The following is a 23,884-nucleotide window of genomic DNA, read 5'->3' as shown; positions in this document are numbered from 1 at the left end:
GGATGCGCGTCCTCGACCTCACAAGCACAATGTCGGGCCCATTCTGCACCCTGCTGTTAGCCCAGCTCGGTGCGTTTGTTGACAAAGTCGAGCCGCCGACAGGAGATGTGCTTCGCCGTGTGCCAGGGGGCAAGAGTCCGACCATGTCCCCAATGTTCTTGGCGTTCAACGCCGGCAAGCGGTCTATCGCGCTTGATCTCGGCGTCGAGTCGAACCGGGAACTGCTCCGGCGATCATTCGCCCGCTACGACGTGATCGTCCACAATATGCGGCCGTCAGCCGCGAGCAGGATTGGTCTCACAACTACCGACCTCACTGAGATGGGCGCGACAGCGGTTCTCTGCGAGATCGTCGGATACGGACCGGGACCACTTCAGGACCAGCCGGCCTACGACGACACAATCCAGGCGGCATCGGGAATGGCTTGGGTGCAGGGGAACGGTGCTGCGCCGGAGTATGTGCGAACTGCGATCGCCGACAAGACCGCTGGGATCTACGCTGCGCTGGCCGTGTGCGCCGAACTGGCCGGGCGCGCGGCGGGCGGTGCCCCTCGCTCCGTGAAGATCCCCATGCTGGAGACTCTTGCGGCCTACACGACCATCGAGCAGCTGGGCGGTTTGACATTCGATCCGCCCACCGGTCCTGCGCTCTACGCTCGAACCGCATCCCCTGACCGTCGGCCGTACGCGACAGCCGACGGTCACATCAGCGTCATGATCTATACCGATCGACACTGGCGCGCATTCCTCGCGGAGGTCGGTCAAGCGGACCTTGTCACCGACCCGCGGTTCGCCACCCTTGAAGGACGGACGACAAACATCGACGAGGTGTACGCGTTCGTCGCCGAGCACATCGGTAGACGTACAACCGCCGACTGGATAACCACGCTGCGGCGAATCGACGTACCGCACGCTTCGGTGAATTCGATTGGCGCGCTGTTCGACGATGAGCAGCTCGCGGCAGTGGGTATGTTCCCCTTGAAGGGGCACCCGACCGAGGGACTCATTCAGACAGCACGCTCTCCGTTTCTCTTCGACGATCAACCTCTTTCCAGCCCGGGGTATGCAGAACGCCTCGGCGCCTCAACGGCGTCGTTCATCGATGAGCAGCGTGCCCGGACGGCGGAAGGCTGATGGGGGAGGGTCGCCGAGTCGTTCAGCGAGGCCTGTACTTCGACGAAATCGACGAGGGCGCAACGTACCTTCATGCGCCTGGACGAACTGTCACCGAAGCCGACAATGTGATTTTCACGACGATGACCATGAACACCCAGTCACTTCATCTCGACGCGGCATGGGCGGAAGGCACTGAGTTCGGCGGGCGTCTCGTGAACAGCATGTTCACGCTGTCGCTGCTTGTGGGGCTGTCTGTAGCCCAACTGACCCAGGGAACCATCGTGGCAAATCTTGGTCTCGACGAAGTCGGCTTCCCGGCGCCAGTGCGAGTCGGTGACACGCTCTACGCAGAAACACTGATTGCAGGCAAGAGGCCGTCAGCGTCGCGACCAAGACAAGGGGTCGTGACCTTTCTCCATACGATGAGAAATCAGCACCACATCATCGTCGCTAGAGCGCGCCGCACCACACTCCTCGCACACTCCGAGGGTCCCCGATGACCTTGGGGCCCGACGATGTACCGAAGCGTGATGCTCGCGAAGACTGAAACGCAGTCGCAGATCGATGAGCTCCAACGGCGGGGATACTCGGTCATCGCCCTTTGTGAAACGGCGATCGGCGTTCAGAACGCCCCGGACATCGCACACCACCCCGCGGTAACTGCACTGATGTGGGGCGCCGAGGACCTTCTTGCCAGCATCGGCGGTCGTTCGAGCAGGCTGCCCAACGGAAGCTATCGTGACGTCGCTCGTGCGGCGCGGGCCCGGGTGCTTCTCGCTGCCCGGGTCGCCGGCAAGCTGGCCATTGACGCGGTGCACCTCGACATCTCGGATCTGGGCGGCCTGGCGGAGGAAGCCGAAGACGCGGCAGCATCCGGGTTCGCGGCGACAGCGTGTATTCATCCGACGCAAGTGCCCACGGTGCGGAACGCGTACGCACCCACCGATGGCGAACTGCAGTGGGCAGCCGAGGTCATTGAGGCATCCCGCAGAGAGCCGGGGGTGTTCAGCTACGCCGGCAGAATGATTGACGAGCCGATCCTCCGACAAGCCCGAATCATCCTCGGTCACCGCTCGCCGAACTCATAGGTCGCCTACGAGGAGCGTGCGGCCACCAGTGCGCTCAGATCGCCGGCGCACGCGATCACCTGTTCGGACAGTTCGGCTTCGAGTTCGGGGTCGAAGCGCTGGCGCGGGAGGATGACACCGATGCTCGTCGTCACCTCGTTCCCGACCCAGATCGGGGCAGCAACTCCGACGGCCCCGAGGTTCACCTCGTCGTCGCTGATCGCGTAGCCCCTCTCGCGCACCAAGGAGTGAGTCCGCTCAAGCGCCGTGGCCGAATGTGGAGTACGCGCCGTGAGTGGAACAAGCCCGAGTTCGATCACCTGGCGAACTTCGCCGCTGGGGCGATAGGCGAGAATCGCGTGCGAGGACGCGCCAGCGTGCATCGGCAACCAAGCGAGTAGCTCAGGGACGAACCGGATGCTGTAGTCGCTGGCAACGCTGTCCACGAACATCCGCTCGCCGCGGTGGGTGTCATAGACGGTAAGGACGGCCGTCTCGCCTGTCGCGTGCTGCAATTGCTCGAGAACGGGGCGAGCCTCGGCGAACGGATACTGACGCTGGCCCAGTGCGGAAAGTCGGAAGAATTCCCACCCGAGGTGCCACAGACCGGACGTGTCTTGGGCCACGAGGCCGGTAACGCCGGCCGCGTCCAGGGTTCTTTGGACAGAGGAGGGAGGAGTATCCAATGCCCGCGACAGCTCGCGGAGACCAACCCCGCCGACGGGTCCCTCGACCAGTGCGTTGAGAAGCCGAGACAGCGCACCGATCGGATTTCGTTCCCGCCGCCCAGATGGGGTCGAACCTGAAATGGATGCGCTCATCTCGCCACAGTGGACCTAGGCGAGGCCGTGACGAGTGACCTTGCTCGGGTCCTCGCCGTACGGCGGACTGTAGATCACAAGAAGCGACGCGGGCTCGGCGCTTGTCACTGTGAAGAGATGAGGCACCCCGGCGGGGAAGAAGCAGGCTTCTCCGGGTTGCATGTCAAAGCGGTCTTCTCCGACCTCGACTGAAGCCGTCCCGCGAAGGAGGAAGCACGCCTGTTCCATGCCCGGATGCGCGTGCGGGAGTGCGCGGCCGCCCGCCTCAAGCGTTCCGAGCAGGACCTCCATCTTCTCGGCGCCTACGGCGGGGCCTATGAGGCGGCGGTTTATCGTTCCCAGGTGATTCGCCGGGGAGAAGCCAGCCACGTCGTCCGGCCGGATGTGAAATCGCGAGAGTTCCGACATGTTCCCGTCCGTAAGGGCGCTATCCGCGGAAACAAACTCAACTTATAGCGTGCAATTGAATGCTAATAGCATACAGGCGTGCTGCTTGATCCGCTAGAGCACACCTTTCGTAAGAATGAAGCACCCATACGCACGGGCTTCCCCGGTGGCGACTACTGCCACTGCCGACTTCGCCCGTGCGTAGAACGACTCTCGCTCAAGAACTTCGACGCCGACTGCCCGGTTCTCGACCGATTGGATGGACGTGATTGCCTCATCCGCGACCGCCGGGATCGTCTTTTCGGCACCCACCACGGCCATTCGGGCAACCGGAGTGGGGTCGAAGTCATCCACGGGGAGGAGCGTCAGGATGGCGCCAAGAGCGTCGACTACTCCGACGCCATCGAGCCGGATCACCGGTACCCCGGCCGCGTACGCGGGGTAGTTGCGGTCGACAACGGCGATTCTGTCTCCGTGTCCCATGCGCGCAAGGACGCCCAGAAGCTCGGGACTGATGAGCGGATCAATTGACTTCAGCACGATGATCTCTTTTCGCCGGTTCGGGTGTGTCTGGACATGGGAACGAGGTCTGTTCGCACGATCAAGGCACGCCAGCCATCCTGGTGGCCCCGATTGTGGCATACGTCACGCCCGGCGATGTGGCCGGACGCGCATGGAGGCAGCCACCAAAAGGATGGCTTGACTTCCGGCATCCCTGCCCCCAAAATAAGCCGGCCTCTGACGCAGGCCACTTTATAGAAATCGATTTTGGTCCGATTCGAACAATGAAGTGAGAGCGAGATGCGACCTTTGAAGCTACGAACAGCACTAGCCGCGGGAGTCACCGCGGCACTCATCGCAACGGGAGCGGTGGCTGCGAGCGCGCCGGCAGCCGCTGAGACACACCCGATCGTCCACGCGAGCAAGCCGGTTCGAACCAGCACCGACTTCCAGAACCTCAACGGGTTCATGTGGTTCTACAACACCTATTTCGGGTACAAGTACACCGACATCACGAAGGATCTCGATCACCTGAAGGCGAGCGGGATCCGCGTGCTCGGGTTCTTCAGCCCGTACAACGGCGACAAGACCCTCTGTGCAGGGTGCGACCCGCTTGACTACTACTCCGTCTCCCCACAGAACGGAACCATCCAGGACTGGAAGAACCTGGTGAGCCAGGCGCACAAGCGCGGAATGAAGGTCGTCGCCTATTTCGTGAACATCTACATGGATTCGAACTCGCCGTTCTTCAAGAAGGCGGAGCAGGAGTACGCGGCCGGCGACCGCACTTCGCGGGAGGTGAGTGCCATCACCTGGACGACGAACCCGAACGACCCGTTGCCGTCACTGCGCATGGGGCCGCCGTTCGCCAGTAGTTGGGAGTGGAGCCCCACCGCGGGCGCTTACTACTGGAAGCTATGGTTCGGTCCTGGCTTCAACTGGGACAGCTCCACGAGTGTCGCCGAGGTCAAACGCGTCGAGAAGTTCTGGCTCGACACAGGCATCGACGGGTTCATGTGGGACGTCGGTCGCTTCGACGCGCGGTTCCAGGAGGCCGCGGTCACCCTGCCCAAGACCTACACCAGCAACGACAAGTGGTTGACGTTCGAAACCACCGGAGCGCCGAGCGCCCAGGCTGCGCACGACTTCGGTCTGAATTCGTGGTTCAACTACAGCGATCAGGGCAACTGGACAAACGACTACACCCGACTTGTCAACGGGCAGATCGACGTCAACGGACTCGAAGCCGAGCTGAAGAACTCGGACTACGCCCGTTCGGTCGGTGCCACGACTCACGCATGGACGATTGCGGCCGACGACGACGAGAACCTCGCCAACCACGACTATCCGTCGTATCCGAACGATGCGGTGCAACGCGTCCAGGAAGCTGCGCTGCTCGCCGGGTCTGGCATCCTTTACGGGTCGCCGATGTACGACCAGTACATCCGGTGGTCGCCGTCGCTTCGGGCGAACTGGGATCGCGTGCTCAGCACGGTCAACGACACCAAGGCGCTGTTGCCTGCCGCGAGCCGTGACCGGGTGCCTGCCGGACCCGACGCGAACGTGTTCGCCGAGCGCCGCACCAGCGAGGACGGCAAGCAGACCGCACTCCTGGTGTACAACTTCAACCCCACGCCGACGACGGTGACCGTTGACCTGACCAACACCGGCATCGACCAGCACCAGCAGCCGAAGGACCTCTACAACGGCGACAAGGGTTCGAAGATCAACGGATCCAGCTACTCGGTCAGCCTGCCCGGCTACGGCTTCAGCATGCTGGAGGTGAAGACGAAGTAGTTCGCGAGATCACCGTCATTGTTGACGCGGGCTGTCGCTCGGCACTGACGGTTCGGTCCGCGCGCTGAGGATCTGGTCCTCAAGCGCGGGTCGCCTAGGTCCGCAGCCGGAAGGTTTCCCCCGCACCTTCCGGCTGCGGCACTCTGTGCTTGGGGCGTTGACGCTTGCAAGCCATCGCTCGACACGGTGACGAAGGAGCCAGCGCTATTCGCGCGTGAGCGACAGCGCCAGGCTGGGAACGACGAAGGACAAGAGAAAGACCGGCAGGATGCTCTTGCCACTGCATCGGAAGCTGATGACTTCGCCCTCTGCGACGTCGAAGGTCTTGGTTCGGCTGGAGTTTCGGCCGCTGCGGAGTCGGAGGGTGTGACGTCCGGCTTCGATCGGTATGGCGATGGTCTGATTCAGTTCAACCGCCCCGGCAGGTTTGCCGTCGACCTCCGCCTGGTAGGTCCCGCGGCGCACTTCCGCTCCGATGGTGTTGTGTGTCAGCTTCAACGTTGCGGTCATGTGCTGCTCTCCTGGTCGCCCAGTGGTTCGAGCTTCATGTGCTGTGCAAGCGCGTATGCGGTCGGTTGATCGCTTTCGTTCTCAACGAAGACACGACCGATGATGAGCGCCGAATTGTGGGGCACGGAAATCCGGGTCATGCCGTGCGGCACGTCTCCCTTCCAGCGAGGCCCGCTGAGCAGAAAGTCGCCGGCAGCGGTTCCGGTCGCCCGTTTGCCGACGTAGGCGAAATTGGCGCTGCTCGACGGGTCGGTGAGCTGCAGGCTGTAGTAGCGGCCATCCATGTCGGGTACGTGCAGGACCTGCGGTCCGTTCTTCACGTCGAGCCAGCCGGCGACATAGAGCACGTCGTCGGTTCCGGTACCCATCAGGCTTCCGGTAGGCGATGCGGAAGAAACATTGGGCTCGGCATACAGCGTGTTCACGGGGATCGGGCCGCCGCCGAAACCACGCTTCAGAATCGCCCTCTTGAAGCCGCCTATCGTGATGCGCGGCCACAAATAGATGAACGTCGGCGCACCGATCGCCCACACGACGACGGCGGCGACGGCCAGGACGAGGACGTTGCCCCATCCTTGCGCCGCCCGTGAGTAGACGACCCACGCGAAGATCACCAGGATGACGGCGGTTATCGGGTAGGCGTATTTCAGGATGAGGCGGTTCATCACTGCGCCCTGACGACCGGTGGCACGCGGTAGGTGCCGTCGAGGATCGCCGCACCGGGCAGGTACGCGCGAAGCATCAACTTGAACTTCCCGGCGGGTGTCGGCAGCCAGTTCTGCTCATGCCCGGTCGGAGACTCGTGTTGGAAGTAGATATCGATCGAACCGTCCGCGTTCTTATCGAGACTAGACCGATCGTTGAAACTCGAGCGGCCAACCGGATTGCTCACCATGTACCCGACAGTGTCCGTGACCGTGAGTGACCAGAAGGCGTCATTCGGCGGGAGTTGCCCGGCCGGAAAATGTAACACATAGTGGTTGGCGCCGTTCAGCGTTCCACCCGAGCCATCCCTGGTGGTCGTCCAGTATGCGGCCTCTTCGAAGACGTTGACGGCAGGGAGCGCTTTCGCGGAGGCGGCCCGCACAAGGACTCCGTTTCCGGGCCGGCCGACTGTGACGACGGAGTTCCAGCCGTTGATGGTCGTTGTGATCGTCCGGCCCACGAGGTTCATCACGACGATCGCCGTGAGAAACGCCAGTGTCGCGCCGATGATGACGCCCTGCACGACGCCAGAGCCTGAGACCCACGCGAGGACACTTGCCATATCGGCACCCTAGCAATAGCCAGACGCGTCACCCGCCAAATCAATGTCCGGCGATCAGGTGGCGCTGCGGGAGTCCGCCGCCGCTTGATGAAAAGATGCTGACATGACTGTTTCCGATCTGCCCGCCGGCTCGTCTGGTCGGTTTCGTCTGAAACCGCCATCGGGAATCGGCACTTTCGGCCGTCGCGTGTGGTGGGCAGGCCAGGTGCTCTGGTTCGTGTCGCCCCTGATGCTCGTGGCGGGAATCGTTTCGATCAACGCCCGAATCGATGTCATCGTCGAGCCGACGACAGACATCGGCATTTGGCTGGCCGGTCTCGGAGTCACGTTTGTCGGTGCCGGCTTCCTGCTGCGGTATTTCTCAAGGACGACATGGGCCGCGAGTGGATCCTCGCCGGCTCGCGTCCGGAGGCTTGTGCTGTACGTTTCCGCGATCGGTGTTGCGATCGCTGTGAACTCGTTCTTCCTCGGCTACGCCGTTCTGGTGGTCATATCGCTCGTCCGTGCCCTGCTCGACCCGAGCGGCTGGACCACCGACTGACCGCTGTCGGTGGTCCAGCCGTCATGGCGCGGCGACTGCCGGGAGGCCGTTCGCGGGCGATTCAGCACTGCGGTCGATCAATCGAAGAGACAACTACTGTTGGACTCGATCAATCGGTCATGCCTACCATCTAACAGAAGGTTGGCGTCGCTGCCCTCGTGACGGCGCCCCACGTCGGAACGACGGATCACGCGACCCCCTCACCCACCTGAACGCTGGCTGACACGAGGTATCCGACATGACTGACATGAAGATCGAATTCGTCGCACGGGATGAGCTCGGCTCGATCGTCGCCCTCATCACGCCGCATGGAGTGGTGGATGCGTGTACCGCATCCGCGGAGATCGCCCGGGGCGACGTGCGCTACGTCACCGGACCCGACTCGTTCGTGCGCGTGCCCGTGCGGGCGATCTCGGACACGGGTGGCGCCTACCTCTACGCGAACTGGGATGGCTCGCGGCGCAACAACCTGCACGACCTCGCGCCCGTCGTTCGGGTGTTCCGGTTCTCAGCTCCGGCAGCCGAGGCTGCGGAGGACACGCGATCGTTCAGGGATCGCGGCGCCGGGCGGTTTGCGCGGCTGGCGCAGAGCATCCGGATGCTCGTGCGGACGCGCCAGCGACCCGCGCTCTGCGTAGACTGCCCGCCCTGCGCCTGAGCGCACTGGCAACGAGCGCGGTTGCGCCCTGTCCGAGACAAAACGGCGCCCGCGGTGACCGAAGTCAGCCGCGGGCGCTCCCCCCGGATATTCGCGCTAGTCGCGCCGGCCGAGTTCGCTCCCGTGGGCGGTCAGAGCGTAGATGACGAGGATGTCCACCCCGATGAGGATCAGTGACCACCACGGCTGGGCGGGCACCAGAAGCAGGTTGCCGATCGCGCTCAGCGAGGCGAGGATCACTGCGACGACGCGTGCCCACGTCTGGCCTGCGAACAGCGCCAGCGCAGTGAGCACGAGGAGGATGCCGATGATCAGCGTCCACCAGGCCCAGCCCTGCACGTCCATCACGAAGAGGCTTCCGCTCGTCTTGACGTAATAGGTGTCCGGGGCGATGAGTCCCACGAATCCCTGGATCACACTGAAGACGCCGCTTATGAGGATGATCGCACCGGCGAACAGCCCCCACCCGAGCCAACCGGTTGTTTTCGTATTGCTCATGATTGCCCTCCCTGAATGCTCAATAGTGCATTGTGTTCGTAAGGTATTGCCCGCGATCGGGCGCTCACATCACCCGATCCGGATGATGTCCGTCGAGCCGGTCGTTCAGCGTCAGGGCAGCATCGATGAGTGCGAGGTGGGTGAACGCCTGCGGGAAATTGCCGAGCTGTTCCCCGGTCTGCGCGATCTCTTCCGAGAACAGCCCGAGGGGGTTCGCGTAGGTGAGCATCTTCTCGAAGGTGAGTCGGGCTTCGGCGAGCTGGTCGGAACGGGCGAGCGCATCCACATAGAGGAAAGTGCATAGGGAGAACGTCCCCTCCGAGCCCCGGAGCCCGTCGGGGGAGGCGCTGGGGTCGTAGCGGTAGACCAGGCTGTCGGAGACGAGCTCCGCCTCCATCGCCCGCAGGGTGTCCAGCCACATCGGGTCCTGCGGCGATATGAAACCCACCTGTGCCATCTTCAGCAGGGATGCGTCGAGCACGGTCTCGCCGTACTGCTGGACGAACGAGCGTCGCTCCTCGCTCCATCCCTTCTCCATGATCTGGTTGTAGATCGCGTCGCGCGCGGACATCCACCGGTCGAGGGGCGCCGGCCGGCCGTGCTCGGTCGCGAGCCGGATGCCGCGATCGAAGGCGACCCAGCACATGAGCCGGCCGTACGTGAAGTCTTTGCGGCCCCCGCGGGTCTCCCAGATTCCCTCTTCGGGCTGGTCCCAGTTGTCGGCGAGCCAGTCGAGCAGCCGGGTGAGGGCCACCCAGCCCCGCTGCCCGATCCCGATTCCGCTACGGTCGACCGCGTAGACGGCGTCGAGAGCCTCACCGTAGATGTCGAGCTGAAGCTGGCCGGCCGCCCCGTTGCCGATTCGAACCGGATAGGAGCCCCGGTAGCCTTCCCAGCCCTCGATGGTCTCCTCCTCGAGTTCCGGGTCGCCGTCGACGCGATACATGATGTTCAGCGGGCCTGTGGCGCTCCCGGTCGGCTCCGACACCCGGTCGCGCAGCCACTGGGCGAACGCGGCAGCTTCGTTCCGGTAGCCCAGCCGCACGAGTGTGCGCACCGAGAATGAGGCGTCACGCACCCAGGTGAAACGGTAATCCCAGTTGCGCTCGCCGCCGATCTGCTCGGGCAGCGCCGCGGTCGGCGCCGCCACGAGGCCACCGGTCGGCGCATAGGTCAGAAGTTTCAGCGTGATAGCCGAGCGCTGCACTTCTTCGCGCCACCGGCCGCTGTATGTGGACTGTTCGACCCAGTCCTGCCAGAACCGCGTGGTGTCGTTGAAGAGGCGTCTCGCCTCGGCGACGGGCACAACGCCAGGGGTCCCGGTCGGGCCCGTCTCGAGCACGACGCCGCGAAGCTGACCTTCCGCCAGCCGCAGGGTGGCACGCAGGTCACCGTCCGGCGCGGCCTCGATCTCGGCGAGCCTGGCATCGTCAGGGTCGCGGATGAGGCTCACCGTCAGCACGGTCGCATCCGACGTGAAGGTGGCGACCCCTCCATCGACCGCGACCTGGTGACTGATGCGACCGTAGTCGAACCGCGGAGCGACTTCGATGTCGAACTCCATGGTTCCCCGCACGCAGCGCACGATGCGCACGAGGCGGTGACGCTCACTGGCGGACTCCCCGGTAGCGGGCATGAAGTCGATCAGCTCGCCGACCCCTTCCTCGGTGAGGAAGCGGGTCACCAGCACAGCCGTGTCGGGGAAGTAGAGCTGTTTCGCGTCGAACGTCTCGGTTTTGGGCCGGATGCTGAAACGGCCGCCCTTGTCCTTGTCGAGGAGCGAGGCGAAGATGCTGGGCGAATCGAATCGGGGACTGCAGAACCAGTCGATGGTGCCCTGGGTCGAGACCAGCGCGGCCGTCTGGAGGTCGCCGATCAGTCCGTGGTCAGCGATCAGCGGATACTCGTTCATGATGTCCTCTTTCGGTTGGTCGGCGGGCAGGCGATACTTGTGCCTGTCGTGAAAGTAGGGGAGATATGACTCAGGTGCGAAGACTTTCCTCCGAAGCATTGCGCCGCGCGCGCCTCGACTACATCACGGAGGAATCCGTCTACGGCACCGTTCTGGTCAGCGGAATGATCGTGGTGGCGGGCTCGTACGGCGCGACGTCGTGGGAGGTGTTCCTCAGCGTCTTCGGAACGGTCGTCGTGTTCTGGGCCGCACATGTCTACGCCGGTACGATCGCGGGCCACGGTGCGTTCGAGGGCGATGACTCGTCGCTGGGGACGGCCTTCCGCACGGCCCTCCGGCGTTCCGTCGGGTTCCTGACGTCGGCTCTCCCGCCGTCCATCGTCCTGTTGCTGGGGGCAACCCAGACGGTCGACGACAAGGTCGCGATCTGGGTCGCGCTGTGGCTCGGCGTGGTGATCCTCGCCGTGCTGGGCTTCATCGTGTTCAGCCTGCGCGGCGATTCCTGGCCGATCCGGATCCTCGGCGCGCTGGGCACCGCGGTGTTCGGTGTCGCGATGATCATCCTCAAGGCGCTCATCCACTGAACGACATGCGCTCGCTGGGCTGAACCCACGGAACCACCGGTTCGGGTCCGGCGGGACCGGGGTTCAGGCCAGGGCCCGGGCCTTCAGCGTGTTGAACTCCGCCTGACTGATCGTTCCATCGTCGAGGAGCTGTTTCGCCTGGGCGATCTGGTCGGCGGCAGGCGTGGTCACCACTTGCTTGATGTATGCGTCGGTCTCCGAGCGCGCCGTCGCCATGTCCCCTGCACGCCGTGCCTCCATCCCCGGGCCGCGCGCGATGAAGTACACGAGTGCGGTGAGGAACGGCACGAAGACCAGGAAGATGATCCAGAGCGCCTTGCCCCAGCCGTTCACCGTACTGTCGCGGAAAAGGTCGCCGATGATCATGAAGATCACCATCAGGTAGGCCACGAAGATGAAGGTCCAGAGAAGGTAGCCTGCGAAATTCCAGAACATGATCGGTGTGTTCTTTCTCTCGGATCAGCGGGTCAGCCGATGGCGCGAGCCTTCAGGGCGTCGTATTCGGCCTGGGTGATGGCGCCCGAGTCGAGAAGAGCCTTCGCCTTCGCGATGTCGTCGGTGGCCGACGGGGACGAGGATGACGCCACCGTGCGGATGTATGCGTCGTTGTCCGCCTGAGCGACCATCATGCGTGCCGCCTGCCGTTCCGCCATCCCCCGTCCGCGCACGACCAGGTAGATCAGCGCACCGAGGAAGGGTATGAACACCAGGAAGATGATCCACAGTGCTTTGGCCCACCCATTGAGGGAGCGGTCGCGGAAGAGGTCCGCGAACATCTGGAACAGGATGATGATGAACGAGATGAAGATGTACGTCCAAAAGAAGAACCAGAGGAAATCCCAGAAGCTCATCGGAGGGCCTTTCGGTTGGGGCGCACCCGACGGTGAGCCATTGGCATGAATGTAATGCGCACCTGAGCGGTCCGACATCATCCGGATCGGATGATGTCGCATGATCGTGGCGGAATGCATACTGTGCCTGCCGGGGCGTGTCCCGGAGGAGCTGGGAGGGTGGCAATGAGCAAGCCGCAGTCGGTCGGCCGGGTCTTCCGGAATCCTGCAGAGAGCACGCAGACACTGGAGTCCGCGGCCCTCGTCGTCGGAGCCGCCATCTTCGTCGTCGCGGCGATCATCGCGTTCTTCTCGTTCGGAGGGAAGGACCTGCCCATCTCGGGGCCCGGTTCGCTGGGCCAGTTCGTGGCCATCACCGGTGGCATCACCGCGTTCGTCGTCTTCGTCTTCGCCCGGATCGTGCTGCGCACGCGGCGTTCGCGGCTCAGCGCCCGGGACAACGCCGAATACGACTCTGCAGGGGTGCGCCTGCGCTGGTTCGACGTCGGCGCCCTCGCGCTCGCCCACGGGGTCATCGCCATCCTCGCGTGGACCGGTCTGGCGGCCCTGATGGGAGTCAGTTTCAAGGGGGCGGTCGTCTTCAGTTTCTCGGCGGTCATCCTGGCCGGAGTGGCGGTCGCGCTCACGGCCTACGTCGTCTTCCTCTCGTCGGTCCACCTGAGCGCGATGCTTCTTTCCCTGGTGCTCGCGGCGTTCATCGCCAGCGGAGCGATCACGAGCATGATGAGTGCGACCGACCCTTTGTGGTGGCAGAAGAACCTGAGCACACTGGGGATGGGAAACGACATCTCGTCACTCACGTTCAACCTGACGCTGATCATCGCCGGCATCATGGTCACCACCATCGCGCACTACGCGACGGCGCCGTTGCCGGCGACCACCCGGGCCGAGGCGCGCGGACGAACGCTGGTGCGGGTGGGGCTCATGGTGCTCGGCATCCTTCTCGCCTGTGTCGGGGCGTTCCCGCTCGACCGTAACGAGGAGATCCACAACTCTGCGGCCAGTGGGATGGCCGTGGTCTACGTCGTCCTGGTGATCGCGTTCCCCTGGCTCGTCCCGTCGATTCCCCGGGTCTTCGTGCTGCTGGGGTACGTGTACGTTGGCGTGGTCGTCGTTCTCGCCGCGTTCTTCATCACGGGCTATTACAACCTGACGGCGGTCGAGCTCGTCGCCTTCACCTTGATCTTCAGCTGGCTCATCGTTCTGCTGCGGAACACGAGTGGACTCGTCTCCGAGCCGGATGCGGTCAGCCCCGTCGTCGATGCTGCCGGACCGAAGGTGGACGTGCCGCAGCACACCTGACTGCCGCTATAGACGATGCGAAACGGTCGGCGTAAGGTTTGCCTCGTCGGGGTTGGAGGCTGGGGCGAGTGGCTGACGTGGCGTCTTACGCACAATCGACCGGACCGATGAACTTCGTGGTCGTGGAGTTTCCGGACGGCCGCATCGTTGACACCGGTTTCGCGTCCCTGCGCGCTGCCGTCGAGGGTGGGACGGTGCTCATCCTGGATGTGGAGTTCATCTCGGTCGACGGGACGGGCCACTCGCGTTCGCTCGACGCCTCGGATGTCTTGGTCGACCAGGATGCGGCACTCGCCTGGTTCTCCGGTGCGAGTTCCGGTCTCCTCGAAGACGACGACATCGCCGAGGTCGCCTCGCGGATGAGCCCGGGAAGTCTCGGCGCAGTGGTCGTCTACGAGGACCGGTCGCTGATCGCCGCCCTCGAAGACTGGGAACGGGATGGCGCCATCGTGGTGGCAGAGGGACCGATCCTTCCGGACGACCTCGAGACGGCGCTCGATCACACCGACGAGCGAAAGGGCTAGGCCCATGGGAATCCTGAAGACGGTCGCGACAGTGGCCGTTGCCAGCAGCGTGCATGGCAGGATCCAGCGTCGGCAGCAGACCCGGTGGGCCGCGCAGGATGCTGCGGCCGGCAATCCTGTGCCCATGCAGCCGGCAGGAGTCGGCTATCCCGTACCCGAGCAGCCGTACGCTGTGCCCACGCCGGCGGTCGCAGCGCCGGCCCCACCCGCGCCGTCGCCTACGGCGGCCCCCGCGATGAGCATGATCGAGGAGCTCCGGCAGCTGGGCGAGCTGCGGGATGCCGGCATCCTCACGAGCGCGGAGTTCGACGCGCAGAAGGCGCGGGTGCTCGCGAACCCGCGCTGACCAGCGCCCGGGATCAGCGGCCGGCGAACGTCGGCTTGCGTTTCTGCTGGAAGGCGGCGAACCCTTCGCGGTAGTCGTCGGTGTCGCACAGGGCGGCCTGTGCGGCGTTCTCTTCGGTCATCGAATCCCACAGCCCGAGGCGGTCGTCGCGCAGGGTGCGCACGAGCTCTTTGCTCGCGCGGAAGGCTTCGGTCGCGCCCGACGCGGCGGTCGTCGCGGCGCCGAGCACCGCATCCGTCAGTTCGTCGGCCGGGAAGACGCGACTGAACAGGCCGGACTGCACCGCCTCGGTTCCCGACATGAGACGACCGGTGAAGATGAGGTCGAGGGTCTTGTGCGCACCCAGGCGCTCGAAGAACAAGGCGTGGCCGCCGGAGTCGAGTGTTGCACCGAGCGCGGCGAAGGGGGATCCGATCTTCGCGCTGTCGGCGACGTAGACCACATCGGTCGCGATGAGCAGTCCGAGGCCGACACCGAGGCAGGCGCCCTGCGCTGCGGCGAAGGTGGGGGCGGGAAAGGCGCTCATCCGCTGGAGGAGCGGCGTGACGAGCCCGTCGAGGTAACCGGACACGTCGTCGGTTCTCGGGTCGACCCCCGAGATGTCCCGGCCGGCGCAGAACGCCCGCCCCTCACCGCGGAGCACGAGTGCGCGCACCTGCGCGGCCTCGGCCTGTTCGTAGGCGTCCGAAAGCTCGCCCAGGGCGGCAGCGTCGAGCGCGTTCAGCTTCTCCGGAGCATTGAGGACGATCTGCGCGACGCCGTCGGCGATGGTCAGGTCGATCACGGGGGAGTCCTTTCGTCGGGCCCGGTCACACGTCGTAGTCGACGGCGACCTTGTCGGTGAGCGGATGCGACTGGCAGGTGAGAACGTAACCGCGTTCCAGTTCTTCGGGTTCGAGTGCGTAGTTCTCGGTCATCCGCACATCTCCGGAGACCAGCCGCGCACGGCAGGTGCCGCACACACCGCCTGCGCACGCGAAGGGGACGTCCGGCCGAACCCGCAGGGCGGCGTTCAGCACGGACTCGTTCGCGTCGACCGGCGTCGTGACCGTTGCGGTCTGGCCGTCGAGGGTGAATTCGATCTCGAACGACTTCTCGCCGGGATGCACGAGCACCGGCCGCCCGACATCGCCGGCGACCTGCACCGGGTCTCCCGTCGTGAACAGTTCGAAGCGGATGTGTGCGCGGTCCACCCCGGCGCTCTCGAGTGTGTCGCGGCACAGCTGCACCAGCTCGAAGGGCCCGCAGAGGAACCACTCGTCGACCGCCGCCGGGTGGATGATCGTGTCGAGCATGCGCCGCAGCCGTTCCTCGTCGATGCGTCCAGAGAGCAGCGGCGCTGACCGCTGTTCGCGCGACAGCACGTGGTGGAGGGCGAGCCGCGACGGGAAGCGGTCCTTCAGGTCGGAGAGCTCCTCGAGGAACATCACGTCGACCGCTGTGCGATTGGTGTAGACGAGGGTGAACCGCGACGTGTCACTGCGGGCGAGCACGGTGTGCGCGAGCGCCATCAGCGGTGTGATGCCCGAACCGGCCGCGATCCCGACGATGTGCTTGCCGTCGAGGTCGTCGAGGTCGGTCGTGAACGTGCCCTGCGGGCTCATCACGTCGATGCGGTCGCCGATGCGCAGCTCTTCGTTCGCCCAGGTGGAGAACTCGCCGCCCAGGTCGCGCTTGATCGCGACAGAGATCGAGCCGGGGGTCGGCGGACGGCAGATCGAGTAGCTGCGACGCAGCTCGTGCCCGTCGATCGTCGCCCGCAGCGCGACATGCTGCCCGGGTGCGTAGTCGTACGCCCCGTGCAGCTGGTCGGGCACGGCGAACGTGACCTCCACGCTCGCATTGGTGAGGGGGCGGATGTCGGAGACGGTCAGGGTGTGGAACCGTGCGCGCTTCCTCGTGCCCAGGTTCGCAGCCGCCACGTCAGAGCACCTTGAAGTAGTCGAACGGCTCCAGGCAGTCGAGGCACTGGTACAGGGCCTTGCAGGAGGTCGAGCCGAAGTGCGAGAGTTCGCGCGTGTTCAGGGACTGGCATTGCGGGCATTTGACGGACATCCGCATCCGCACCGGTGTGCCGGAGGCGTTCGACCGGCCGCTCGGGGCCGCGATGCCGAAACGTTCGAGTTTCTCTTTGCCCAGGTCGGAGATCCAGTCGGTCGTCCACGCCGGCGACAGCGTGATGTCGACGACGACGTTATCGAAGCCGGCGTCGTTCAGCGCGGTCACGACATCGTCGCGGATGGCCTCCATCGCCGGGCATCCGCTGTACGTGGGCGTGATGCTGACGGTGACATCGTCTTCGCCGACGCGCACCGAGCGGAGCACCCCGAGGTCGTCGATCGTGAGCACGGGCACTTCGGGGTCCGCGACGGATGCGGCGATCTCCCATGCGCGCTGCGCGAGGACGCCGCGGTAGCGCGTCTCCGTCGCCGCGTTCACCAGGTCGCCCCGGGGTGCTGACGTGCGAGCACCTGCATCTCGGCGAGGAGCGGGCCGAGGTGTTCGGTGTGTGCGCCACGGCGACCACCGCCGCTGGACACGAAACCGCGCGGCACCTCGAGCTCGGCCTCCTTCAGCACGGGGGCGATGGTCTCGTCGAATGCCGGCCGCAACGACGACGCCCGCGGGGCCACACCATCCAGCCGCTCCATGAGCGGCTCGTCGACGAACAGCTCGTCGACGTACGGCCAGACGTCGCTGAGCGCGAGCGTCATGCGGCGACGCGATTCGTCGGTGCCGAGCGCGAGCCGCAGCACCCACTGGTCGGCGTGATCGCGGTGGTAGTCGACCTCTTTGACCGCCTTGGCCGCGATGGCCGCCAGGGTCGGGTCGGTGGATGCGCGCAGCCGGTCGTACAGCTCGTAGAGGTAGTGCGAGGCGACGAGCTGGCGGGCGATCGTGTGAGCGAAGTCGCCGTTCGGCAGCTCGAAGAGCTGGGCGCTGCGGAAGTCGGCCTCGTCACGCCAGTACGCGAGGTCGTCTTCGGTGCGGGCGGATGCGCTCCCCGCGTGATGGAGCAGCGAACGCGCGTGGCCCAGGAGGTCCAGCGCGATGTTCGCCAGTGCGACGTCTTCTTCGAGTTCGGGCGCCCGGGAGATCCAGTCGCCGAGGTGCTGGGCGAGCACGAGCGAGTCGTCGCCGAGCCACAGCGCGTATTCGGCGATGTCCTCGGTCGTCGCGGTGCCCGCGTCGATGACCTCGCTCGAGAGGTCCAGCCCATCGACCGTGATGCGCTGGTTCACAGGTGCTTCACCCCTTCGCTCTTCGTGTAGTAGACGGCGTGGCGGTAGTTCTTGCCGGCGGGGGATTCGAAAAACGCACCCTTCGCATCCGGGTCGCTGGCCGTGATGGCGTCGGAAGGCACCACCCAGATGGAGACGCCCTCGTTGCGGCGCGTGTACAGGTCGCGGGCGTTGCGCACCGCCATGGTTTCGTCTGGCGCGGTCAGCGAGCCCACGTGCACGTGGCTGAGCCCGCGGCTCGATCGCACGAACACCTCCCAGAGCGGCCAGGCCTCGGTGTGGCCGCCCGTCTGCGGCGTCGGGTCGGACGCGGATGCGGATGCCGTCGTCATGAGGCGACCGCCTCGCGCTCGGACTCACGCTTCGCATAGGCCGCGGCCGCTTCGCGCACCCAGCGGCCCTCTTCGTGCGCGTCACGCCGGCGCTGGAGCCGTTGCGCATTGCACGGTCCGCGCCCCGCGAGCACCTCATGGAACTCGGTCCAGTCGATCTCGCCCAGGTCGTACTCGCCGCGCTCCTCGTTCCACCGCAGGTCGGGGTCGGGGAGCGTGACACCGAGCACTTCGGCCTGGGGCACCAGCATCGAGACGAAGCGCTGCCGCAGCTCGTCGTTCGAGAACCGCTTGATCTTCCACGCCATCGACTGGGCGGAGTTGGGGGAGTCGTCGTCGGGTGGCCCGAACATCATGAGGGATGGCCAGTACCAGCGGTTCACCGCGTCTTGCGCCATCTTCTGCTGGGCTTCGGTGCCGTGCATGAGCTCGAGCAGGATCTCGAACCCCTGGCGCTGGTGGAACGACTCCTCTTTGCAGATGCGGACCATCGCCCGGCCGTACGGTGCGTACGACGCGCGGCAGAGGGGCACCTGGTTGCAGATCGCGGCGCCGTCGACGAGCCAGCCGATAGCGCCCATATCGGCCCACGTCGGCGTCGGATAGTTGAAGATCGACGAGTAGCGCGCCTTGCCGGCGATCAGCTGCTCGGTCATCTCGTCGCGCGTGATGCCGAGGGTCTGGGTCGCGGAGTACAGGTACAGGCCGTGGCCGGCCTCATCCTGCACCTTCGCCATCAGGATCGCCTTGCGCTTGAGGCTCGGGGCCCGCGTGATCCAGTTCGATTCCGGCTGCATCCCGATGATCTCGGAGTTCGCGTGCTGCGACATCTGGCGGATGAGCGTCTTGCGGTACGCGGCGGGCATCCAGTCGCGCGGTTCGACACGCGAGTCGGCGTCGATGAGTTCGGCGAACCGGCGCTCTTCTGCGCTCGGCTGGTTCTCTTCGCTCGTCTGGTCTGGAAGCAGTTCTGCGGGCGTGGTCATCGTCGACTCCTGGATCGCGCTCAGCGGATCGCCTCGTGGGCGGATCGCATTACTTACTGATCGTTCGGTTAGTATATAGTCTAGGTCACCGACCGGCAAACAGCCGAAACTCGACGAGGAGGACGGATGCCCCAACCGACCGTGAGTGCCGCCGCGGCGATGATCGAGAGAGATCGCGCATCCGCCGCTCTCGGCATGCAGGTGGTCCGCAGCCAGCCCGGCGATGCCGTGGTCACCATGCGCATCCGCGACGACATGCTGAACGGCTTCGACGTGACGCACGGCGGAATCGTCTTCGCCCTCGCCGACACCGCCTTCGCCATCGCGTGCAACGAAGACGAGCGCATCACGCTCGCCGCCGGTGCCGACATCACCTTCCTCAAGCCGACGACCGCCGGCCAGACCCTCACTGCGACCGCCGGTGTGCGTGCCAGGAGCGGGCGAACCGGCCTCTACGACGTCAGCGTCACCGACGAGACCGGTGACGTCGTCGCCGAGTTCCGCGGCCGCAGCCACACCACGAGCAGGCAGCGATGAGCGGCGAGCGGCTCCACGCGCCGGCACGCGACGAACTCGACCCGGAGGAGCGCCTGTCGCGCGACGAACTGCGTGCGTTGCAACTCGAGCGGCTCCGCTGGACCGTGCGGCACGCCTACGAGAACGTTCCCCTCTACACACGCAAGTTCGACGAAGCGGGCGTGAAGCCCGACGACATCCGCACCCTCGACGACCTCGCGCTGCTGCCGTTCACGACCAAGGACGACCTGCGCGAGACCTACCCGTTCGGGATGTTCGCTGTTCCGATGGACCAGGTCGCCCGCATCCACGCCTCCTCCGGCACCACCGGACGACCGACCGTCGTCGGGTACACCAGCACCGACCTGCGCAACTGGGCCTCTCTCGTCGCGCGCAGCCTGCGGGCCTCGGGTGTACGCCCGGGCATGCGTGTGCACAACGCCTACGGCTACGGGCTGTTCACCGGCGGACTCGGCGCCCACGCCGGTATCGAGGCGCTCGGCGCGACGGTGATCCCGATGTCGGGCGGCCAGACGAGCAAGCAGGTGCAGCTCATCCACGACTTCGAGCCCGACGTGATCATGTGCACGCCGAGCTACCTGCTGACGATCGCGGATGCGATGGTCGGCGCGGGGCTGGACCCGCGGGCCTCGAGCCTGAAGGTGGCCGTCCTCGGTGCGGAGCCGTGGACGAACGCGATGCGTGCCGAACTGGAGGAACGCCTCGACATCGACGCCGTCGACATCTACGGCCTGAGTGAAGTCATGGGACCGGGCGTCGGCAACGAATGCATCGAGACCAAAGACGGCCCGCACCTGTGGGAAGACCACTTTCTGCCCGAGGTGATCGACCCGGAGACGAAAGACGTGCGGGGTGACGGAGAACTCGGGGAACTCGTGTTCACGACGCTCACGAAAGAGGCGTTCCCGGTCATCCGCTACCGCACCCGCGACCTGACGCGGCTGCTGCCGGGCACCGCGCGACCGGGCATGCGGCGCATGGAGAAGATCACGGGCCGCAACGACGACATGATCATCCTGCGCGGGGTCAACCTGTTCCCGACCCAGATCGAGGAGATCGTGCTCGGCATCGAACACCTCTCGCCGCACTTCGTGCTCGAGCTGACACGGCCCGGCCGCATGGACGAACTCACGGTTCGCATCGAACGCCTGGAGGGTGTGGATGCGTCGGCCGGCGACCGGGCATCCGGCGTGCTCATCGAGCGGGTCAAAGACCGCATCGGATCGACGATCAACGTCACGCTCGTGGAGCCGGGAACGCTCGAACGCAGCGCGGGCAAGCTCAAGCGGGTCTACGACCTGCGCTAGCGATCGGACGTCTTTTGCCGGATGCGGCACGGCATTCGGGCAAAGCAGACCGATCGCGGGAGGGTTGGCACATGACAGAAACGGGTGTGCGGCGCGGGCGTCCGGGTTACGACCAGCAGGGGATCCTGGAGGTCGCAGTCGCGGCGTTCAACGAATTCGGCTACGACGCCACCTCCATGGGTGTCCTCGCCACCCGCCTCGGCCTGTCGAAGTCGGCGATCTACCACCACGTCGCGTCGAAGGACGAGCTGCTCGAGCTCGCCCTCGGTGAGGCACTCGACGGGCTCGAGGGTGTCCTCCGCGAGGAGGCGGGCCGCACCGGGAATGCTTCTGACCGACTGGCCCACGTGCTGCGCGGAGCCGTTCGCGTGCTCACCGACAAGCTGCCGTATGTCACGCTCCTGCTGAGGGTGCGCGGGAACACCGAGGTCGAACGCACGGCCCTCGCGCGCCGGCGTGCTTTCGACCGTGCGGTCGCAGCCCTCGTTGTCGAAGCCCGCGACGAGGGGTCGTTGCGGAGCGATGTCGACCCCGGTGTCGCCACGCGCCTGCTGTTCGGCATGATCAACTCGATCGTGGAGTGGTACCGTCCGGGCGGCGCCGAGGGCGCCGACCAGCTCGCCGAGGATGTGCTCACCGTCGCGTTCGACGGCCTCCGCGTCTGAGCGCGCCTCAGGCGGCGAGTTCCTTGGCGACGAGGGTGAGCACGTCGTATGTCGCCACCGTCTCGTCGTTCTGGTTGCGGATGACCGCATCCCACCGCACTTCCCCGTACTCGTCGGTCTCTCGCGGCGAGATCTGCTTCGCCGTCAGGTCGATGCGGATGCTGTCGCCGGGCGACACCGGAGTGACGAAGCGCAGGTTCTCGAGACCGTAGTTCGCGAGCACAGGCCCGGGTGCCGGGTCGACGAAGAGTCCGGCCGCCCACGAGACCAGGAGGTAGCCGTGCGCGACGCGCCCCGGGAAGAAGGGGTTCGCGGCAGCGGCCTCTTCGTCCATGTGGGCGTAGAACGTGTCGCCGGTGGACTGGGCGAACTGTTCGATGTCCTCGAGGGTTACGGTGCGGCTCTCGGAGTGCACGCTGTCGCCGATGCGCAGTTCGGCCAGTGACTTGCGGAACGGATGCGACCCAGCCGTGTCGACGGCCGCGCCGGTGTGCCACACCCCGGTGATCGCGGTCAGCATGTCCGGTGATCCCTGAACGGCAGTGCGCTGCATGTGGTGCAGCACGGCGCGGATTCCGCCGAGCTCTTCGCCGCCGCCGGCGCGTCCGGGGCCGCCGTGCACCAGGTGCGGAACGGGCGAGCCGTGCCCGGTCGACGTGCGTGCATCGTCGCGGTCGAGGATGAGCACGCGGCCGTTGAGGGCGGCGATGCCGGTGACGAGTTCCACCGCGACCCGGGGGTCGTGGGTCGCGATGCTGGTGACCAGCGAACCGTCGCCGCGGGCGACCGTCGCAATGGCCTCCGGGGTGGAGTCGTAGCCGAGGATGCTCGCCACCGGTCCGAACGCTTCGACGGAGTGCGCGGCGCTCGCCGTGTTGTCCGCGAAACGCAGCACGATGGGCGCGACGAATGCGCCGGACGGGTCTTCGCCGACCGAGCCGTCGACCCGTCGGACGCTCGGCGCCTCGGTCGAGCCGATGACGATCTCGCCGCCCCCGTCGGTCAGTCGCCTGACCTGCCGGAGTACCTCGTCGCGCTGTTCGACGGAGGCGAGCGGCCCCATCGTGACTCCCTCGGCGCGCGGGTCCCCGATGACCACCCGTTCGTCGATGCGCGCCTGCACGGCGGACACCAGGTCGTCGACGGCGGCATTCGGAACGATGGCGCGGCGGATGGCCGTGCATTTCTGGCCGGACTTCGCCGTGAGCTCGGCGACCAGCTGCTTGACGTACGCGTCGAACTCGGGGGTGCCGGCCACGGCATCCGGACCGAGTACCGACGCGTTGATCGAGTCGGTCTCGCTCGTGAACCGCACACCGCCGGTCTGCACAGAATCGTTGGCGCGGAGCCGCTCGGCGGTCGAGGCCGACCCGGTGAAGCCGACGAGGTCACCGAGCCGGAGCTCGTCGAACAGGTCGGGCACCGCGCCCGAGACCAGCTGGAGCGACCCGTCGGGCAACAGCCCGGACTCGACGAGGATGCGCACGAACGCCTCCGCGAGGTAACCCGTGGGCGTCGCCGGCTTGACGAGGCTCGGCACGCCGGCGAGGAACGCCGGCGCGAACTTCTCGAGCGCGCCCCAGACCGGGAAGTTGAATGCGTTGATCTGCACTGCGACGCCCGGCAGCCGGGTATAGACGTGCTGGCCGAGGAACGAGCCGTCCTTCGAGAGCTGCTCCGCCGGACCGTCGACGTAGACGGTACCGTTCGGCAGCTCTCGGCGACCCTTCGACGAGTAGGTGAAGAGCACGCCGATGCCGCCGTCGATGTCGACCCACGAGTCGGATTTTGTCGCTCCCGCACGGCTCGAGAGGGCGTAGAGCTCGTCTTTGCGCTCGGTGAGCACCTGGGCGAACTGCTTGAGCAGCATCGCGCGCTGGTGGAAGGTCAGGCGCCCGAGCGACTCCTGGCCGACGGTGCGCGCGTACTCGAGCGCGGCGGCGAGGTCGAGACCGGCGGTGCTGACCGCAGTGATGACTTCGCCCGTCGAGGCGTCGCGCACGAGTGCGGCGTCGGCGACGGAAGCCGGATCGGCGGGGGTCCACCAGGCGCCGTTCACGTAGCTGGGAAGGATGCTCGTCATGGGGTTGCTCTCTTCGAATTCGTTCGGGTCGGCGGATGGGTACACTGAGCG

At 65.8% G+C, this 23,884-nt stretch carries 30 protein-coding genes; 13 read left to right on the top strand and 17 right to left on the bottom strand.

What is annotated here, in order from left to right:
• Positions 1–2 precede the first annotated feature (2 nt).
• From ACPPVQ_RS15720 to ACPPVQ_RS15710, 3 genes are read left to right on the top strand one after another with little or no spacing between them, the layout of a single operon-like run.
• Complete coding sequence (locus ACPPVQ_RS15720) at positions 3–1,133, top strand: CaiB/BaiF CoA transferase family protein (RefSeq protein ID WP_426516073.1); 1,131 nt, start codon at positions 3–5, stop codon at positions 1,131–1,133.
• Positions 1,133–1,615 (top strand): MaoC family dehydratase, encoded by a 483-nt coding sequence (locus ACPPVQ_RS15715; RefSeq protein ID WP_426516072.1) that lies wholly within the window; start codon positions 1,133–1,135, stop codon positions 1,613–1,615. The genes ACPPVQ_RS15720 and ACPPVQ_RS15715 overlap by 1 nt, the downstream gene beginning before the upstream one ends.
• 30 nt (positions 1,616–1,645) lie before the next feature.
• Positions 1,646–2,203: an aldolase/citrate lyase family protein gene (locus ACPPVQ_RS15710; protein ID WP_426516071.1), complete on the top strand. Its 558-nt coding sequence runs from the start codon at positions 1,646–1,648 to the stop codon at positions 2,201–2,203.
• Positions 2,204–2,208: 5 nt separating this feature from the next.
• On the opposite strand, the gene ACPPVQ_RS15705 is transcribed toward ACPPVQ_RS15710, so the two are convergent.
• The 3 genes from ACPPVQ_RS15705 to ACPPVQ_RS15695 form a co-directional block, all read right to left on the bottom strand.
• A complete protein-coding gene (locus ACPPVQ_RS15705) occupies positions 2,209–2,808 on the bottom strand; it encodes an IclR family transcriptional regulator (protein WP_426516070.1) in 600 nt (199 codons plus the stop codon).
• Between the two features lie 210 nt (positions 2,809–3,018).
• On the bottom strand, positions 3,019–3,411 hold the full coding sequence (locus tag ACPPVQ_RS15700; RefSeq protein ID WP_426516069.1) for a cupin domain-containing protein: 393 nt from the start codon (positions 3,409–3,411) through the stop codon (positions 3,019–3,021).
• Positions 3,412–3,504: 93 nt separating this feature from the next.
• Entirely contained in the window at positions 3,505–3,873 is a 369-nt protein-coding gene (locus tag ACPPVQ_RS15695) for an RbsD/FucU family protein (RefSeq protein WP_426521292.1), read from the bottom strand.
• 327 nt (positions 3,874–4,200) lie between these two features.
• On the opposite strand from ACPPVQ_RS15695, the gene ACPPVQ_RS15690 reads away from it, so the two are divergent.
• Complete coding sequence (locus ACPPVQ_RS15690) at positions 4,201–5,688, top strand: alpha-amylase family glycosyl hydrolase (RefSeq protein ID WP_426516068.1); 1,488 nt, start codon at positions 4,201–4,203, stop codon at positions 5,686–5,688.
• 204 nt (positions 5,689–5,892) lie between these two features.
• Here the strand turns inward: ACPPVQ_RS15690 and ACPPVQ_RS15685 are convergent, their stop codons facing one another.
• The 3 genes from ACPPVQ_RS15685 to ACPPVQ_RS15675 are packed head-to-tail and all read right to left on the bottom strand — an operon-like array spanning position 5,893 to position 7,465.
• Complete coding sequence (locus ACPPVQ_RS15685; protein WP_426516067.1) at positions 5,893–6,198, bottom strand: hypothetical protein; 306 nt, start codon at positions 6,196–6,198, stop codon at positions 5,893–5,895.
• On the bottom strand, positions 6,195–6,863 hold the full coding sequence (locus tag ACPPVQ_RS15680) for a DUF1254 domain-containing protein (protein ID WP_426516066.1): 669 nt from the start codon (positions 6,861–6,863) through the stop codon (positions 6,195–6,197). The genes ACPPVQ_RS15685 and ACPPVQ_RS15680 overlap by 4 nt, the downstream gene beginning before the upstream one ends.
• Positions 6,863–7,465 (bottom strand): DUF1214 domain-containing protein, encoded by a 603-nt coding sequence (locus tag ACPPVQ_RS15675; RefSeq protein WP_426516065.1) that lies wholly within the window; start codon positions 7,463–7,465, stop codon positions 6,863–6,865. The genes ACPPVQ_RS15680 and ACPPVQ_RS15675 overlap by 1 nt, the downstream gene beginning before the upstream one ends.
• A gap of 103 nt (positions 7,466–7,568) precedes the next feature.
• Here ACPPVQ_RS15675 and ACPPVQ_RS15670 point away from each other — a divergent pair, with 103 nt between their 5' ends.
• Entirely contained in the window at positions 7,569–8,006 is a 438-nt protein-coding gene (locus tag ACPPVQ_RS15670) for a hypothetical protein (protein WP_426516064.1), read from the top strand.
• Between the two features lie 238 nt (positions 8,007–8,244).
• Complete coding sequence (locus ACPPVQ_RS15665; RefSeq protein WP_426516063.1) at positions 8,245–8,664, top strand: hypothetical protein; 420 nt, start codon at positions 8,245–8,247, stop codon at positions 8,662–8,664.
• 96 nt (positions 8,665–8,760) lie between these two features.
• On the opposite strand, the gene ACPPVQ_RS15660 is transcribed toward ACPPVQ_RS15665, so the two are convergent.
• Together ACPPVQ_RS15660 and ACPPVQ_RS15655 are read right to left on the bottom strand one after the other, a co-directional pair.
• Positions 8,761–9,162 (bottom strand): DUF7144 family membrane protein, encoded by a 402-nt coding sequence (locus tag ACPPVQ_RS15660; RefSeq protein ID WP_426516062.1) that lies wholly within the window; start codon positions 9,160–9,162, stop codon positions 8,761–8,763.
• A 64-nt stretch (positions 9,163–9,226) separates the two neighbouring features.
• On the bottom strand, positions 9,227–11,074 hold the full coding sequence (locus ACPPVQ_RS15655; RefSeq protein ID WP_426516061.1) for a glycoside hydrolase family 15 protein: 1,848 nt from the start codon (positions 11,072–11,074) through the stop codon (positions 9,227–9,229).
• A 65-nt stretch (positions 11,075–11,139) separates the two neighbouring features.
• On the opposite strand from ACPPVQ_RS15655, the gene ACPPVQ_RS15650 reads away from it, so the two are divergent.
• Positions 11,140–11,658, top strand: coding sequence for a hypothetical protein (locus ACPPVQ_RS15650; protein WP_426516060.1), 519 nt, complete (start codon positions 11,140–11,142; stop codon positions 11,656–11,658).
• Positions 11,659–11,721: 63 nt separating this feature from the next.
• Here ACPPVQ_RS15650 and ACPPVQ_RS15645 read toward each other — a convergent pair whose 3' ends face one another.
• A complete protein-coding gene (locus tag ACPPVQ_RS15645) occupies positions 11,722–12,093 on the bottom strand; it encodes an SHOCT domain-containing protein (protein WP_426516059.1) in 372 nt (123 codons plus the stop codon).
• Positions 12,094–12,125: 32 nt separating this feature from the next.
• Positions 12,126–12,509, bottom strand: a complete 384-nt coding sequence (locus tag ACPPVQ_RS15640) for an SHOCT domain-containing protein (RefSeq protein WP_426516058.1) — start codon at positions 12,507–12,509, stop codon at positions 12,126–12,128.
• Positions 12,510–12,674: 165 nt separating this feature from the next.
• On the opposite strand from ACPPVQ_RS15640, the gene ACPPVQ_RS15635 reads away from it, so the two are divergent.
• From ACPPVQ_RS15635 to ACPPVQ_RS15625, 3 genes are all read left to right on the top strand, one after another.
• The gene (locus tag ACPPVQ_RS15635; RefSeq protein ID WP_426516057.1) at positions 12,675–13,811 is read left to right on the top strand and encodes a hypothetical protein; all 1,137 of its coding nucleotides are present in this window, start codon (positions 12,675–12,677) and stop codon (positions 13,809–13,811) included.
• A gap of 68 nt (positions 13,812–13,879) precedes the next feature.
• Positions 13,880–14,335 (top strand): hypothetical protein, encoded by a 456-nt coding sequence (locus ACPPVQ_RS15630; RefSeq protein WP_426516056.1) that lies wholly within the window; start codon positions 13,880–13,882, stop codon positions 14,333–14,335.
• A gap of 4 nt (positions 14,336–14,339) precedes the next feature.
• The gene (locus tag ACPPVQ_RS15625; protein ID WP_426516055.1) at positions 14,340–14,681 is read left to right on the top strand and encodes an SHOCT domain-containing protein; all 342 of its coding nucleotides are present in this window, start codon (positions 14,340–14,342) and stop codon (positions 14,679–14,681) included.
• Between the two features lie 13 nt (positions 14,682–14,694).
• Here ACPPVQ_RS15625 and ACPPVQ_RS15620 read toward each other — a convergent pair whose 3' ends face one another.
• From ACPPVQ_RS15620 to paaA, 6 genes are read right to left on the bottom strand one after another with little or no spacing between them, the layout of a single operon-like run.
• Positions 14,695–15,465, bottom strand: a complete 771-nt coding sequence (locus tag ACPPVQ_RS15620) for an enoyl-CoA hydratase/isomerase family protein (protein ID WP_426516054.1) — start codon at positions 15,463–15,465, stop codon at positions 14,695–14,697.
• Between the two features lie 25 nt (positions 15,466–15,490).
• Positions 15,491–16,603 carry a 1,2-phenylacetyl-CoA epoxidase subunit PaaE gene (gene paaE / locus ACPPVQ_RS15615; protein WP_426516053.1) on the bottom strand — a complete coding sequence of 371 codons (1,113 nt, stop codon included), beginning with the start codon at positions 16,601–16,603 and terminating at the stop codon, positions 15,491–15,493.
• Position 16,604: 1 nt separating this feature from the next.
• A complete protein-coding gene (paaD, locus tag ACPPVQ_RS15610; RefSeq protein WP_426516052.1) occupies positions 16,605–17,120 on the bottom strand; it encodes a 1,2-phenylacetyl-CoA epoxidase subunit PaaD in 516 nt (171 codons plus the stop codon).
• On the bottom strand, positions 17,117–17,923 hold the full coding sequence (paaC, locus tag ACPPVQ_RS15605) for a 1,2-phenylacetyl-CoA epoxidase subunit PaaC (RefSeq protein ID WP_426516051.1): 807 nt from the start codon (positions 17,921–17,923) through the stop codon (positions 17,117–17,119). Before paaC ends, paaD begins: the two co-directional genes overlap by 4 nt.
• Positions 17,920–18,255 carry a 1,2-phenylacetyl-CoA epoxidase subunit PaaB gene (gene paaB / locus ACPPVQ_RS15600; protein WP_426516050.1) on the bottom strand — a complete coding sequence of 112 codons (336 nt, stop codon included), beginning with the start codon at positions 18,253–18,255 and terminating at the stop codon, positions 17,920–17,922. The genes paaC and paaB overlap by 4 nt, the downstream gene beginning before the upstream one ends.
• A complete protein-coding gene (gene paaA, locus ACPPVQ_RS15595; protein WP_426516049.1) occupies positions 18,252–19,241 on the bottom strand; it encodes a 1,2-phenylacetyl-CoA epoxidase subunit PaaA in 990 nt (329 codons plus the stop codon). Before paaA ends, paaB begins: the two co-directional genes overlap by 4 nt.
• A gap of 126 nt (positions 19,242–19,367) precedes the next feature.
• Between paaA and paaI the strand changes: the two genes are divergently transcribed.
• The 3 genes from paaI (at position 19,368) to ACPPVQ_RS15580 (ending at position 21,750) form a co-directional block, all read left to right on the top strand.
• The gene (gene paaI, locus ACPPVQ_RS15590; protein WP_426516048.1) at positions 19,368–19,778 is read left to right on the top strand and encodes a hydroxyphenylacetyl-CoA thioesterase PaaI; all 411 of its coding nucleotides are present in this window, start codon (positions 19,368–19,370) and stop codon (positions 19,776–19,778) included.
• Positions 19,775–21,085, top strand: a complete 1,311-nt coding sequence (gene paaK, locus ACPPVQ_RS15585; RefSeq protein ID WP_426516047.1) for a phenylacetate--CoA ligase PaaK — start codon at positions 19,775–19,777, stop codon at positions 21,083–21,085. The genes paaI and paaK overlap by 4 nt, the downstream gene beginning before the upstream one ends.
• 71 nt (positions 21,086–21,156) lie before the next feature.
• A complete protein-coding gene (locus ACPPVQ_RS15580) occupies positions 21,157–21,750 on the top strand; it encodes a TetR/AcrR family transcriptional regulator (RefSeq protein ID WP_426516046.1) in 594 nt (197 codons plus the stop codon).
• Between the two features lie 7 nt (positions 21,751–21,757).
• Here the strand turns inward: ACPPVQ_RS15580 and paaZ are convergent, their stop codons facing one another.
• Positions 21,758–23,833, bottom strand: a complete 2,076-nt coding sequence (paaZ, locus tag ACPPVQ_RS15575; protein WP_426516045.1) for a phenylacetic acid degradation bifunctional protein PaaZ — start codon at positions 23,831–23,833, stop codon at positions 21,758–21,760.
• Positions 23,834–23,884: the final 51 nt, after the last annotated feature.

It is taken from the genome of Leifsonia sp. McL0618 (assembly GCF_049994905.1).
Classification (GTDB): Bacteria; Actinomycetota; Actinomycetes; order Actinomycetales; family Microbacteriaceae; genus Diaminobutyricibacter.
This window is presented reverse-complemented; position numbering and strand designations above follow the sequence as displayed.